The organism is Mycobacterium sp. DL592, from assembly GCF_011694515.1.
GTDB lineage: Bacteria > Actinomycetota > Actinomycetes > Mycobacteriales > Mycobacteriaceae > Mycobacterium.
The window spans coordinates 406,125-419,844 of sequence record NZ_CP050192.1; the positions used below are offsets into that span (position 1 = coordinate 406,125).

General features: G+C 68.1%; 12 protein-coding genes and 1 pseudogene. 5 read left to right on the forward strand and 8 right to left on the reverse strand.

Annotated elements, in window-relative coordinates; translation table 11 throughout:
• Positions 1–28: 28 nt before the first annotated feature.
• From HBE64_RS01955 to HBE64_RS01965, 3 genes are read right to left on the reverse strand one after another with little or no spacing between them, the layout of a single operon-like run.
• Complete coding sequence (locus tag HBE64_RS01955) at positions 29–895, reverse strand: metal ABC transporter permease (RefSeq protein ID WP_208300548.1); 867 nt, start codon at positions 893–895, stop codon at positions 29–31.
• Positions 888–1,700, reverse strand: coding sequence for a metal ABC transporter ATP-binding protein (locus HBE64_RS01960; protein ID WP_167097280.1), 813 nt, complete (start codon positions 1,698–1,700; stop codon positions 888–890). Before HBE64_RS01960 ends, HBE64_RS01955 begins: the two co-directional genes overlap by 8 nt.
• 9 nt (positions 1,701–1,709) lie before the next feature.
• Complete coding sequence (locus HBE64_RS01965) at positions 1,710–2,621, reverse strand: metal ABC transporter solute-binding protein, Zn/Mn family (protein WP_208300549.1); 912 nt, start codon at positions 2,619–2,621, stop codon at positions 1,710–1,712.
• Between the two features lie 95 nt (positions 2,622–2,716).
• Here HBE64_RS01965 and HBE64_RS01970 point away from each other — a divergent pair, with 95 nt between their 5' ends.
• The gene (locus tag HBE64_RS01970) at positions 2,717–3,817 is read left to right on the forward strand and encodes a LacI family DNA-binding transcriptional regulator (RefSeq protein WP_167097282.1); all 1,101 of its coding nucleotides are present in this window, start codon (positions 2,717–2,719) and stop codon (positions 3,815–3,817) included.
• Here HBE64_RS01970 and otsB read toward each other — a convergent pair.
• Together otsB and kstR are read right to left on the reverse strand one after the other, a co-directional pair.
• Positions 3,817–4,581, reverse strand: a pseudogene (gene otsB / locus HBE64_RS01975) (trehalose-phosphatase); the annotation flags it as partial. The gene HBE64_RS01970 and the pseudogene otsB overlap by 1 nt on opposite strands.
• Before the next feature lie 5 nt (positions 4,582–4,586).
• On the reverse strand, positions 4,587–5,186 hold the full coding sequence (gene kstR, locus HBE64_RS01980) for a cholesterol catabolism transcriptional regulator KstR (RefSeq protein WP_167108505.1): 600 nt from the start codon (positions 5,184–5,186) through the stop codon (positions 4,587–4,589).
• Between the two features lie 270 nt (positions 5,187–5,456).
• On the opposite strand from kstR, the gene HBE64_RS01985 reads away from it, so the two are divergent.
• Positions 5,457–7,562, forward strand: a complete 2,106-nt coding sequence (locus tag HBE64_RS01985; protein ID WP_167097286.1) for an acyl-CoA dehydrogenase — start codon at positions 5,457–5,459, stop codon at positions 7,560–7,562.
• 85 nt (positions 7,563–7,647) lie between these two features.
• Here HBE64_RS01985 and HBE64_RS01990 read toward each other — a convergent pair whose 3' ends face one another.
• A complete protein-coding gene (locus tag HBE64_RS01990) occupies positions 7,648–8,715 on the reverse strand; it encodes a ferredoxin--NADP reductase (protein WP_167097288.1) in 1,068 nt (355 codons plus the stop codon).
• A gap of 145 nt (positions 8,716–8,860) precedes the next feature.
• Here HBE64_RS01990 and hsaA point away from each other — a divergent pair, with 145 nt between their 5' ends.
• From hsaA to hsaB, 3 genes are read left to right on the forward strand one after another with little or no spacing between them, the layout of a single operon-like run.
• Positions 8,861–10,051 (forward strand): 3-hydroxy-9,10-secoandrosta-1,3,5(10)-triene-9,17-dione monooxygenase oxygenase subunit, encoded by a 1,191-nt coding sequence (hsaA, locus tag HBE64_RS01995; protein ID WP_167097290.1) that lies wholly within the window; start codon positions 8,861–8,863, stop codon positions 10,049–10,051.
• 54 nt (positions 10,052–10,105) lie between these two features.
• The gene (hsaC, locus tag HBE64_RS02000; RefSeq protein ID WP_167097292.1) at positions 10,106–11,005 is read left to right on the forward strand and encodes an iron-dependent extradiol dioxygenase HsaC; all 900 of its coding nucleotides are present in this window, start codon (positions 10,106–10,108) and stop codon (positions 11,003–11,005) included.
• 2 nt (positions 11,006–11,007) lie between these two features.
• On the forward strand, positions 11,008–11,574 hold the full coding sequence (gene hsaB, locus HBE64_RS02005) for a 3-hydroxy-9,10-secoandrosta-1,3,5(10)-triene-9,17-dione monooxygenase reductase subunit (RefSeq protein WP_167097294.1): 567 nt from the start codon (positions 11,008–11,010) through the stop codon (positions 11,572–11,574).
• On the opposite strand, the gene HBE64_RS02010 is transcribed toward hsaB, so the two are convergent.
• Both HBE64_RS02010 and HBE64_RS02015 read right to left on the reverse strand, forming a co-directional pair.
• Positions 11,571–12,344 carry an alpha/beta fold hydrolase gene (locus HBE64_RS02010; protein ID WP_167097296.1) on the reverse strand — a complete coding sequence of 258 codons (774 nt, stop codon included), beginning with the start codon at positions 12,342–12,344 and terminating at the stop codon, positions 11,571–11,573. The genes hsaB and HBE64_RS02010 overlap by 4 nt on opposite strands.
• Positions 12,345–12,556: 212 nt before the next feature.
• Positions 12,557–13,720, reverse strand: coding sequence for a pyridoxal phosphate-dependent aminotransferase (locus tag HBE64_RS02015; protein WP_167097298.1), 1,164 nt, complete (start codon positions 13,718–13,720; stop codon positions 12,557–12,559).

Consider the following 13,720-nt stretch of genomic DNA (forward strand, 5'->3'; position numbering starts at 1 on the left):
TGGGTCGCCGGGCGGCACCGGAAAGCCGCTACGCCGCCGCCGGGTCATGCTGGCGCCTGCTGATCGCCCAGCACACCAGGTAGATCACGAACGAGATCGTCGTGACGAACACTGACACCGGAACGCCGGGCGCCAGCGACAGCACGATGCCCGCGACTGCCGAGACCTCGGCGAAGAGCACCGACGCCGCGATCACCGCCACCGGTGAGCTGAACACCCGCGCCGCTGCGGCCGCCGGCGTGATCAGCAGCGACATCACCAGCAGTGCGCCGACGATCTGTACGCCCTGGGCGGCGACCACGCCGACCAGCGCTGCGAACACTATGCCCAGCGCCCGCACCGGTACGCCGCGCGCCGCGGCCACCTCAGGGTCGGCCGTCGCGAACAGCAGCGGGCGGTAGCTGACCGCCAGGACCACGATCACCACCACCGTCACGGCCACCAGCAGCGCCAGCCCCGAGTAGCCGACCCCGACGATCTGGCCGGTCAGCAAGGCGAAGCTGGTTCCGGCCCGGCCGGGGTAGAGGTGGATGAACAGCACCGCCAGGCCGAGGCCGAACGCCAGCACCACACCGATCGCGGAATCCCGCTCGCGGGCCCGCTGGCCCAGCACCCCGAAGAGGATCGCCGCCAGCCCGCAGCCCAGCAGCGCGCCGATGCCGACGTTGAAGCCGGCCAGCAGTGCGAAGGCCGCGCCGGTCAGGGACAGCTCGCTGGAGCCGTGCACCGCAAACGACATCTGGCGCATCACGATGAACGGCCCGATCAGCCCGGCCACCAGTGCCAGCAGGGCGGCCGCGATGAGGGCTTGCTGGACGAAGTCACGCCCGAGCAGATCGGCGGTGACGCCGAACGAGAACAGGTGCCCCAGCAGGTGGGAGAGTTCGTCACTCATGGGTGTGGCCCTGGGTGTGTCCGGAGTGGTCGAAGTGTTCGCCGACGACCACGTACCGATTGCCGACCTGGACCACCTGGATGTCGGCGCGGTAGAGCTCCGAGAGAGTCTCGGAGGTCATCACCTCGGCCACGGTGCCGATCCGGAACCGACCGTCGACCAGATAGATGACCCGGTCGACGTAGGGCAGCACGGGGTTGACCTCGTGGGTCACGAAGAGCACCGCGGTGCCGGACTGGCGGCGCCGGTCGATGAGCTGGGCGACCAGCCGGGCATTGGCGGGGTCGAGGTTGAGCAGCGGCTCGTCGCACAGCAGCAGCACCGGGTCACTGGCCAGCGCCTGGGCGACCCGGAGCCGTTGCAGCTCGCCGCCGGACATCACCCCGACCGCCACCTTCGCCAGCTTCAGCGCGTGCACCTGGGCCAGCGCCCGGTCGACGGCCTCGCGGCGGTGGTGGCGCGCGGTGGGGTTCAGCGATGCGACGCCCCAGCGGTGTCCGTCGATACCGAGGCCGACGAGGTCGCGGCCGCGCAGGCTCAGTCCGCGGTCGACGGCACGGTGCTGGGGGACGTAGCCGATCTTCTCGCTTCCGGCCTCGACCGGCCGGCCCTGGATCGTCGCGGTGCCTGCGGACAGCGACAGCTGGCCGAGCAGCACCTTGAGCAGCGACGTCTTGCCGGTCCCGTTCGGTCCCAGGATGGCGATGAACTCACCGGCCGACACCGTCAGGTCGAGGTGATCCCACAGCACCCGGTCGCCGAAGGCCAACCGGGCACCGGTCAACGACACGACCTCGGCAGCCACAAGCAGTGATTATCGGTTCTGCTGCAGTGCGCTCGCCAACCGGTTGGCGGTATCGCGCTGCCAGGACAGATAAGTGCTGCCCTCGGGCAGGGTCTCGGTGACCCCGACGATGGGCACTCCGGCGCTCTGGGCGGCCGCCTGGACCTGCTTGGTGACCGGGGTGATGGTCTGTTCGTTGAACACCACGGCCGCGACTTGCCGGTTCTTGATCAGGTCGAGCATGGCGGCGACGTCGACGGGCGCCGGGTCGGTGTCCTGCTCGACAGCGCTGGCGAAGCCCTCCGGGGTCTTGTCGGTCAGCCCGGCGGCTTCCAGCAGGTAGTGCGCGACGGGTTCGGTGGCCACCACGGCCGCGCCGGGGTGGGTGGTGCGGATCGACTTCTCGATCTGCTCGATGGCGTCGGCGTCGCGGTTGAAGGTCGCGACGTTGGTCTTGTAGTCGGCGGCGTGCGCCGGATCGTCCTGCGACAGTTTGTCGCCGATCGAGGTGGCGACGGCTTTGGCGGTCCCGAGGTCGTAGAAGACGTGCTCGTTGGCGGGGCTGGGTTCGCCGGTGGCGCTGAGCAGCTTGTAGGCGTCGATCGAGGTGACACCGGGGTGGCCGGCGAGCACGTCGTCGACCCAGTGGTCGTAGCCGCCGCCGTTGTAGACCACCAGGGCGGCGTCGGTGATCGCGGCCGCGTCCGACGGGCTGGCTTCGAAGGAATGCGGATCAGCTGAGGCGTTGGTGATGATCGCCTTCACCTTGGCGTGGTCGCCGGCGACGGCCTGGGCGACGCTGCCCCACACGTTGGTGGAGGCGACGACGGACGGGGGCCCGGATTTGGTGTCGGCCCCACCGGTGTTCTTGTCACCGCCGCACGCACTCAGCCCGACTGACAACACCAACGCCGACACTGCGACAACCGCACCTGCGCGCACGACCGCTCCTTCTAATACAAATGAAAACCGTTTCCAATAAAGTCTAGAGTACTGATGCGGGGTTTACGCAAGCCGATCCGCTAGCCTCACAGAGCATGTCCAGAAGTCCCGCGCCGCGGCGCCGGGCGACGCTGGCCTCATTGGCGGCCGAACTCAAGGTTTCACGCACCACGATCTCCAATGCCTACAACCGGCCCGACCAGTTGTCGGCCGATCTGCGCGAGCGCGTGCTGGCCACGGCCAAGCGCCTCGGCTATCCGGGTCCGGACCCAGTGGCTCGCTCACTGCGAACCCGCAAGGCCGGTGCGGTCGGGTTGCTCATCACCGAACCGCTGACGTACTCGTTCAACGATCCGGCAGCACTCAATTTCGTTGCCGGACTGGCCGAATCGTGCGAAGAAGTCGGACAAGGCCTGCTGCTGGTGGCGGCCGGCCCGGGCCGCAGCGTCACTGACGGCACCAATGCGGTGTTGTCGGCGGGTGTGGACGGCTTCGTCATCTACGCCGCCTCCGACGACGACCCCTATCTGCAGACCGTGTTGCAGCGCCACCTGCCGGTCGTCGTCGTCGACCAGCCCAAGGATGTCCCCGGGGCGTCGCGGGTCTGCATCGATGACCGCGCGGCCATGCGCGGGATAGCCGAGTACGTGATCGGCCTCGGCCACCACGAGATCGGCCTGCTGACAATGCGACTGGGCAGGGAGCCCGGCCCGGGCGGCCACGGCACCGGCCTGGTGACCCCGGATCGGTTGCGGCATTCGCACTTTCACGTCCAAAGCGAGCGGATCGCCGGGGTGCTCGACGCCATGGCCTCGGCGGGCCTGGATCCCGCCACCCTGACCATCGTCGAGAGCTACGAACACCTGCCGGCCTCCGGCGCCGCGGCCGCCGAACACGCGCTGCAGGCCAACCCGCACCTGTCCGCACTGCTGTGCACCACCGACGTGCTGGCCATCTCGGCGATGGATTACCTACGCGCCCATGGCATTTACGTACCCGGCCAGATGACCGTGACGGGCTTCGACGGAATTCCCGAAGCCCTGAACCGGGGGTTGACCACGGTGTCGCAGCCCAGCCTGGAGAAGGGCAAGCGGGCCGGGCGGCTGCTGCACAGCCCGCCGCGCGACGGACTGCCGGTCATCGATGTGTTGTCGACCGAACTGGTCCGCGGCCGCACCGCCGGACCGCCGGCCTAGCCGACCAGCCAGTCGCGGCGGATCTCGTGCAGTACCTGCAGGGCCGCCGCCACGTCGTCGGGCGCCTCGACCCGGTAGCCGGCGCGGGTGTCGCCCGGGCCCACCTTCACCCCGACGTCGGTTCCGGCCAGCCTGCTGAAGGCCTTCTCGTCGGTCACGTCGTCGCCGAAGAACACGATGGCGTCGGCCTCGTCGCGCTGCCGCAACAGGTCCAGCGCCTCGCCCTTGTCGGTGTTGATCACCGCGAACTCCCGGACGGCCTTGCCTTCGGTGATGTGGACGTCCCAGCCGTCGACAGCTGCCAGCGCGGCATCGAGCGCCTGCTGGGCGTGTTCGGGAGCGGTGTTTCGGACATGGAAGGCGACGCTGACCGGTTTGGTCTCGATGGTCGCGCCCGGGTACCGGGCGGCGATATCGGCCATCGCCTGCTCAATGTCGGCCAGCAACGCCCTGGCGGAGGCGTCGACGGCGTCGAGGAAGTCGGCGTCGAACTCCGAACCGTGGCTGCCCACCAGGTGCACGTCGGATGGGGCGCCGGAGAGCACGGCCAGGTCGCGGCGCGCCCGCCCGGAGATCAGTGCGGCCGAGGTCCCCCGCAGGGCTGCCAGCGCCGCCAGGGCCTCGGCTGCGGCCGGGATGGGGCGCGCGTCGGCGGGGTTGGACACGATCGGTGCGATGGTGCCGTCGAAATCGGAAGCCACCAAAAGGCGCGGAACCCGCGCGATGTCGGTCAGCGCGCGATGCAGATCGTCGGGAACAGCCACCGGCTCTAGGGTGCGCCCTCGTCGCCGATCAACAGCCGCACCGCAAGGTCCAGACGTTTGCTGACGTCGGTGGCTGAAGCGCGCCGCGTCAGCCAGGCGAGCAAATTCGACAGCCACACATCGGAGATGACGCGGGCGATGTGGTACTGGTCTTCGGTCGGTTCGCCGTCGCTCATCGCCCTGGCGAACATGCTGTCGATGATCTTCTCGACGTGATCAACCTCACCGGCCGCCGAGGCGTCGGCGAACACGTAGGCCCGCGTCATCGCCTCGGTCAGCAGTGGGTTGCGCTGCATGGCCCGATTGAGCTTGCCCACCATGAAGTTCAGCCGATGGAAGGGTGTGCCACCAGAGACGGCGGACCGGTCGGTCTTGGCGTCGATGCGCTCGAACTCGCGGGCCAGGGCCGAAACGAGCAGGTGCACCTTCGACGGGAAGTAGCGGTAGAGCGTACCGACGGCCACGTCGGCCCGGTCGGCGACCGCGCGCATCTGTACAGCCTCGTAACCGCCCTTGGAGGCGATCGCCATGGTGGCGTCGAGGATGCGCTTGCGACGTTCACGCTGCGCCTCGGAGCCCAGCTCGGACTCGGCAAGCACCGACACCGGCATCACCTCGCGCGGCTGCGACCCGGATCCGGCCGACGATTTCTGCGCGGGCGATGACATGGCTGGACGGCTCCTTCCGTGCGCGGTCGTGGAGAAACGATACGCATTGCTACGGTGCGCGGCGCTTCTGTTCATCCCCCACGTCGGCCGCGTGTCCTGCTGGTATGGCGGTCGACTTGACGGTTGATCGCTGGCACTATTAGAACACGTTCTAGTGGGTCGAGACGTTTTTCAGCGGCCCTTCTTTGTCAAACCTAGGAGCCGACGGTGTCAGCGACCATCACCGACGAACAGTTTGCCGCCCGCGAGTTGGTTCGCAGCTGGGCCTCGTCAGCGACGGCGCACGCCGCGGTGCGGGAAGTCGAGCAGGGCACCCCCGACGCCTGGCGGCCGGTCTACTCCGGGCTGGCCGAGCTCGGACTGTTCGGAGTGGCGGTACCCGAGGAGGCCGGCGGCGCCGGCGGTTCGCTTCAGGATTTGACCGCCATGGTCGAGGAGGCGGCCCGCGCATTGATCCCCGGACCGGTCGTGACCACCGCGCTGGCCACCCTGGTGGTGACTGACCAGGACCTCCTCGACGCGCTGGCCTCGGGGCAGCGCACCGCGGGTGTGGCATTGCGCGCCGATCTGCGCGACGAGGGCGGCCGGGTCTCCGGCACCGTCGAGACGGTGCTGGGCGCCGACGCGGGTGGCGTGCTGCTGCTGCCGGTCGGTGACGCTGTCGTGCTGGTCGATGCCGCCGGCGACGGTGTGACCGTCGAGTTACTGGAGGCCACCGACTTCTCCCGCCCGCTGGCCCGCGTGACGTTGGCCTCCGCGGCGGCCACCACGTTGTCGGTGTCGCGGCGACGCTTCGAGGATCTGGCCGCGACGCTGCTGGCGGCCGAGGCCGCCGGGGTGGCGCTGTGGGCGCTGGAGACCGCCACCGAGTACGCCAAGGTGCGCGAGCAGTTCGGCAAGCCGATCGGCAGCTTCCAGGCGATCAAGCACATGTGCGCCGAGATGCTGCTGCGCTCGCAGCAGGCCGCCGTGGCCGCGGCTGACGCGGCGGTCGCGGGGTCGGGTTCTGACGACGACCAGCTGGCGATCGCCGCCGCGATCGCCGCCGCGATCGGGATCGGCTCGGCCCAGACCAACGCCAAGGACGCCATCCAGGTGCTCGGCGGTATCGGGATCACCTGGGAGCACGACGCTCACCTCTATCTGCGGCGCGCCTACGGGATCGGCCATTTCCTCGGTGGCCGTCCGGCATGGCTGCGCCGGGTCGCGACGCTGACGCTGCAGGGCGTGCGCCGCGAACTGCACGTCGATTTGGAGTCGGTGGCGCACCTGCAGCCCGAGATCGCCGCCGCGGTCGCCGAGGTGGCGGCCCTGCCGCTCGAGCAGCGCCAGCCCGCGTTGGCAGGCAACGGCCTGCTGGCGCCGCACTGGCCGAAGCCCCACGGCCGCAACGCTTCTCCGGCCGAGCAGCTGCTGATCGACCAGGAGCTGGCCGCCGCGGGCATCCAACGGCCCGATCTGGTGATCGGCTGGTGGGCGCTTCCGACCATCCTCGACGCCGGCACACCCGAGCAGATCGAGCGGTTCGTGGCGCCGACACTGCGGGGCGAGCTCATCTGGTGCCAGCTGTTCAGCGAGCCGGGTGCGGGTTCGGACCTCGCCGCGTTGCGCATGAAAGCTGTTCGGGCCGAAGGTGGTTGGCGCTTGACCGGGCAGAAGGTGTGGAACTCTGCTGCGCAGAAGGCGCACTACGGGGTATGCCTGGCCAGGACGGATCAGGACGCGCCCAAGCACAAGGGCATCACCTACTTCATCGTCGACATGAAAACCCCGGGCATCGTGGTGCGCCCACTACGTGAGATCACCGGCGACGAATTGTTCAACGAGGTCTTCTTCGACGACGTCTTCGTACCCGACGAGCTGGTGGTCGGTGCGGTCAACGACGGCTGGCGGCTGGCCCGCACCACGCTGGCCAACGAGCGTGTCGCCATGGCCGGTGGCACCGCACTGGGCAACCCGGTGGAGGAGATGTTGCAGTCGGCGGCGAAGCACGAGCTCGACACCGCACTGCTCGACCGGGTGGGAGAGCTGATCCTGTCCGCACAGGCCGGCTCCCTGCTGGATCAGCGCATCGCCCAGCTGGCGGTCGCAGGCTTGGACACCGGCGCAGAAGCCAGTGCCCGCAAGCTGATCGGGGTGCGCCACCGCCAGGAGCTGGCGGAGTTCCGGATGGAATTGTCGGAGTCCGCAGGCGCCGTCGTCGACAAGCGCGTGCACGACTTCCTCAACACCCGCTGCCTGTCCATCGCCGGCGGCACCGAGCAGATCCTGCTCACCATGGCCGGCGAACGTCTGCTCGGCCTGCCCCGCTGAGCGCGGTTTCGTCTCGACGGTGCGGTGTCATCCGCAACACGCCGCGGCCACCGTATGACGATTCACACTCGCGGCGCGAAGCGGCCTACTCGTCGTAGGTGACCTCGACCGAGTCGGTCTTCGGCAGTGCCTGACACGCCAGGATCAGACCGTCGGCGATGTCATCAGGTTCGAGGACGTCGTTGATGTCCATCTCGACCTCGCCGGAGCGCATGACCACCGCGCAGGCGCCGCAATGTCCTTCGCGGCAGGAGAACGGTACGTCGAGGCCCTTGTCGATGAGGATGTCGAGCAGCTTGGCGCTGCGCGGCCACGAGACGGTGTGGGTCTGCCCGTCGAGCTCGACGACGGCGGTGGCCGGCGGCTCGTCGCCCTCGTCGGTGATCTTCACGGCGGCGAACGGGTCGGTGTCCAGCGACCGGAACACCTCGACGTGCACCTGTTTGGAGGGGACCCTCAGCAACTCCAACGCGTCCTGGGCGGCCTGCATGAACGGGCCGGGGCCGCAGATGAAGGCCTGCCGGTCGGTGTAGGGCGCCATCAGCTTGCTCAGCGCCGGCGTGCTCGGCAGGCCCTGCACGGATTCCAGCCAGTGCACGACGGTCAGCCGGTCGGGGTATTTGGCGGCCAGCTCGCGCAGCGCCCCGGCGAAGATGACGTTGGCTTCGTCACGGTTGGCGTAGAGCAGCGTGACCTGCCCGGCGCCCTGGGAGAGCGCCGACTTGCAGATCGCCAGCATCGGGGTGATGCCGCTGCCGGCGGCGATCAGCAGGAAGTCGTCGTCGAGTGTCCTGGGGACGAAGGTTCCCGACGGCGCGAGCACATGAATCCGCATGCCCTTGTGCGCGTGGTCGCACAGCCAGTTCGAGGCGTACCCGTCGACGGTGCGCTTGACCGTGACGGTCAGGGCGTCGTCGGTGAACGGCGAGCTGGACAGCGAGTAGCAGCGGGCCACCGAGCCGGTGCGGTCGCTGGGGATGCGCAAGGTCAGGAACTGTCCGGGCGCGTAGCGCAGCCGCTCGGCGGGAACGTCGGCGCCGGCCGGCACGCCGAACACCAGCGAGCGTGCATCGCTGGTCTCGGCGACGACGTCGGTCACTTCGAGTTCAAGGACGTGGCTGCCCAAGGGCTCGTCCGGCGGCACCTGCGTCACGTTGCTTAGCCTTCCCTTTCGCAGAACTAGAACAGGTTACAGAAATGACCATCCATACCGCCACCAGCCCCAGTACCGCGCTGCTCGACACAAATCGTAACGTGTTCTAGTCTGGGTCCAGTAACGCATTTCTGGGAGGCATGCAGTGACGTCCATTCAACAGCGTGACGCGCAATCGGTCCTAGCCGGTATTGACGAGTTGCTCCCGCGGCTGCGGGAGCGGGCCCAGGAGACCGAGGATCTGCGCCGGGTACCCGAAGCCACGGTCGCCGAGCTCGACGAGGTCGGGTTCTTCAAGCTGGTACAGCCCGAGCAGTGGGGTGGCTTGCAGTCCGACCCGACGCTGTTCTTCGAGGCGGTGCGCCGGCTGGCCAGCGCCTGCGGGTCCACCGGCTGGGCGATGGGCATTCTCGGTGTGCACAACTGGCACCTGGCCCAGTTCGAGCAGCAGGCCCAGCAGGACGTCTGGGGTGACGACCCAACGGTGCGGATCTCGTCGTCCTACGCACCGATGGGCGCCGGTGTCGTGACGGAGTCCGGCGACGGCTACATCGTCAACGGCGCATGGCGCTGGTCGTCGGGTTGCGATCACGCCAGCTGGACGTTCGTCGGCGGCCCGGTGATCAAGGACGGCCGCCCCGTCGACTTCGGCAGCTTCCTGATCCCGATCAGCGACTACAAGATCATCGACGACTGGTATGTGGTCGGGCTCAAGGGCACCGGCTCCAAGACGTTGGAGATCAAGGACGTCTTCGTGCCGCGGCACCGCTTCCAGTCGTTCAAGGCCATGAGCGACGGCACCGCGCCCGGACTGAAGACCAACACCGCGCCGGTGTACAAGATGCCTTGGGGAACAATGCATCCCACCACCATCTCGACTCCGATCGTCGGTATGGCGTTCGGCGCCTACGACGCTCACATCGAGCACCAGGGCAAGCGGTTGCGTGCCGCCTACGCAGGCGAGAAGGCCAAGGACGATCCGTTCGCCAAGGTCCGGATCGCCGAGGCCGGCAGCGATATCGACGCGGCGTGGCTGCAGCTGTCGGGCAACCTCGCCGACGAGTACGCACTGCTGTTGGCGGGCAAGGAAGTTCCGCTAGAGCTGCGGGCCAAGGCTCGCCGCGACCAGGTGCGCGCCAGCCAGCGGGCGATCACGGCGATCGACCGGCTCTTCGAGGCTGCCGGTGCCACCGCCCTGCAGACCGAGACTGCGCTGCAGCGGTTCTGGCGTGACGCGCACGCCGGCCGGGTGCACGCCGCCAACGATGCCGAGCGGGCCTACGTGATGTTCGGCAACCAGGAGTTCGGTCTGCCTCTCGGCGACACCATGGTGTAGCCGGTTGGAGCAGTTCGACACGTTCGACAATCGACTTCCCCGGAGGTGCACCCCATGAGCATCAAGGCGCTCGGTTATATGCGGATCGAGGCCACTGATGTGGCGGCTTGGCGTGAGTTCGCGCTGAAGGTGCTCGGCATGGTCGAAGGTGACGGGGCCATCCCCGATGCTCTCTACCTGCGCATGGACGAGTTCGCCGCCCGCCTGGTGATCGTGCCAGGCGAGCGGGACCGGCTGTTGGTCTCCGGCTGGGAGGTCGCCGATGCAGCGGCGCTGCAGGGTCTGCGGGAAACGTTGGCCAAGGCTGGCGTCGACTTCGCCGAAGGCACCCGCGAGGACAAGTCGGAACGGCGGGTCGAGGGGCTGATCCGCTTCTCCGATCCGGCCGGCAACGTTCTCGAGGCGTTCCACGGTGCGCAGTATCTGGGCCGCCGCTTCGTCAGCCCGTACGGGCACAAGTTCGTCACCGCCGAGCAGGGCCTCGGGCATGTCGTTCTCACCTGTGACGACGATGCTGCCGCGCAGGCCTTCTATCAGGACGTGCTCGGCTTCCGGTTGCGGGATTCGATGAGCCTGCCGCCGCAGATCGCCGGACGCCCGGCCGACGGCGATCCGGTCTGGTTGCGGTTCTACGGTTGCAACCCGCGCCACCACGCGCTGGCTTTCATGCCGATGCCCAACCCGACCGGTATCGTGCACCTGATGGTCGAGGTCGAGAACTCCGACGACGTCGGCTTGTGCCTGGACCGCGCGCTGCGCCGCAAGGTCAAGATGTCGGCGACGCTCGGCAGGCACACCAACGACAAGATGCTGTCCTTCTACATCAAGACCCCGGGTGGCTTCGACATCGAATTCGGTTGTGAGGGTTTGCAAGTCGAAGATCAGGGCTGGGTCGCCCGGGAGAGCACCGCGGTCAGCCTGTGGGGCCACGACTTCTCGGTGGGCTTCAAGTAGCGATGTCCGCCCCTGAGATCGACCCGCGCACGTTCCGCCACGTGCTCGGCCAGTTCTGCACCGGCATCACCATCATCACCACGATGCATGACGATGTGCCCAACGGCTTTGCCTGCCAATCGTTTGCGGCTCTGTCGCTGGAACCGCCGCTGGTGTTGTTCTGCCCGACCAAGGTGTCGCGGTCGTGGCAGGCCATCGAGGCCAGCGGCAAATTCTGCGTCAACGTGCTGACCGAAAAGCAGCGAGATACCTGCGCGCGGTTCGGATCCCGCGAGCCCGACAAGTTCGCCGGCGTGGACTGGCATCTGTCCAAGCTCGGGTCCCCGGTGCTGGACAACTCGCTGGCCCACATCGACTGCACCGTGCATTCGGTGCACGACGGCGGCGACCATTTCGTGGTGTTCGGTCTGGTGCACTCGCTGTCTGAGGTGCCGAAGGTCAAACCCCGTCCGCTGCTGTTCTATCGCGGCGAGTACACCGGCATTGAGCCGGACAAGAACACCCCCGCGCAGTGGCGTGACGACCTCGAGGCCTTCCTGACCACGACCACCAACGACACCTGGCTTTAGGCCCCTGTCTGCTCGTCGATGAATTCGACGATCGTCGACGCCACTTCGCGGTGCACTGACTCGTTGAGGATGTCGTGGCGGGCGCCGGCGAAGGCGGCCAGTCGCAGGGCCGGTATCTGCTCGGAGTAGGCGCGCACCGCCCCGATCTGGGCGATCGGATCGTTCTCGCCGTGCACTGCCAGGGTCGGCACGCTCAGCGCCGGCAGTTCGGCGCCGAAGCGGTCCCAGGCCCGGTCGAGTTCACGGGTCAGCGCCGTACCGTCGGACTCCACGAATGCCAGCGGATCGTTCTCCAGCGAGTCGACGTAGAACGGGTCGCTGGACAACCAGCTCGGATCGAGTTCGAACGACGAGTCGGTGTCGAGAAGTTCGGGGACGGCGACCACCGGCGCACCGGAGATCACGCCGGCCCGGTAGCGGTCCGGTTGTTCCAGGAGCCGGAACAACGTGACGATCGATCCGAACGAATGTCCCTGTGCAACAAGCGGTATGCCGGGAGTGGACTTCTCGGCCAATTCGGTCAGTGCCTCGGCGAGCGCCGAGCTGTCCTCGATGGTGCCGAAGTTGCCCCGCGGACCGGGGGACAGCCCGTGGCCGATCTGGTCGACAGCCCACAGGTCGATCCCGGCGGCGTTGAGGGCGAAACCGTACCGGTGGTAGAGCCCGGTGTGCTCGCCGAAGCCGTGCAGGAACACGACTGCGGCGCGGGGCTCGGCCGCGGCCCAGTGCCGGTAGTAGATGCGTTCGTCGTTGTACTCGATGAAGGGCATGGGATGACTGCACCAGCTGAGCCGGTGCGCCGCAAGATTTATGCTCAGCACGCGCCGGTGCCTGCCAGAGCGGCGGCCATCTCGTGCATACGCAGCGTGATCGCCCCGACCAGGGCCGCGCCCACGGTATTGGCGAGCAGGAAGTCGCCGAGAAGATCCCGCTCAGCGAGAGTGCGATCAAACGGCTGATCTCGTTGCCATCGGCAAGGGCTTCAGGCGCCCAGCCAAGGCCCCAACCGGCGCAGCGCCTCGTCGATGTCATGTGCAGGTCCGGCGAAGGACAGCCGCACGAATGATCCGCCGTGCACAGTGTCGAAGTCGATGCCCGGTGCGATCGCCAAACCGGTATCCGCCAAAAGCCTTTCGCAGAACGTCAACGAGTCCGAGGTGAAGTCCGAGACGTCGGCGTAGACGTAGAACGCGCCGTCGGTCGGGGCCAGCCGGGTGATGCCGATCTGGCGCAGCCCACTGAGCAGGGTTTCACGGTTGAGTGCGTACTGGTGCAGGTGTCCCTGCGCCTCCGCGATGGCCTCCGGGGTGAACGCGGCCACCGCCGCATACTGCGGCAGCACCGGGGGACAGATGGTGAAGTTGCCCGTCAGACAGTCCACCGCCCGCCGCAACGCGGGCGGCACCAGCAGCCAGCCCAGCCGCCATCCCGTCATTGCGAAGTACTTCGAAAAGCTGTTTGCCACAACCGCATTGCGGGAGGTCTGCCAGGCGCACGAGGTCTCCGGGGCGCCGGGGTAGACCAGGCCGTGATACACCTCGTCGCTGATCAGCCGCACCCCGGTCTCGTCACACCACGAGGCGATCGCCGCGAGCTCATCAGCCGGAATCACCGTGCCGGTCGGGTTGGCCGGGCTGGCCACGATCACACCCGCTACGGGTGGGTCGAGTTCGGCCAGCATCTGCGCGGTCGGCTGGAATCGGGTCTCGGGACCGCACGCAATCTCGACCACCTCGCAGCCCAGCGCCGAGAGGATGTTGCGGTAGCACGGGTAGCCGGGGCTGGCGATGGCCACCCGGTCGCCGACGTCGAAACAGGCCAGGAACGCCAACAGGAATCCGCCCGACGAACCCGTGGTCAGCACTACGTCGTCGGCGCCGACGTGGAGGCCGTAGCGGTCGGCGTAGGAGTTGGCGATCGCCTCGCGCAGTTCCGGGATGCCCAGCGCGACGGTGTAGCCCAGCTGGTTGGCTTGCAACGCCGCGGCGGCGGCCGCGCGCACCGGCTCGGGGGCGCCGACACTGGGCTGGCCGGCCGAGAGGTTCACCAGATCGCCGTGGGTGCGCTGGCGTTCGGCGGCGGCCAGCCACACGTCCATCACGTAGAACGGTGGGATACCGGCCCGCAACGCCACGCGATCATTCAC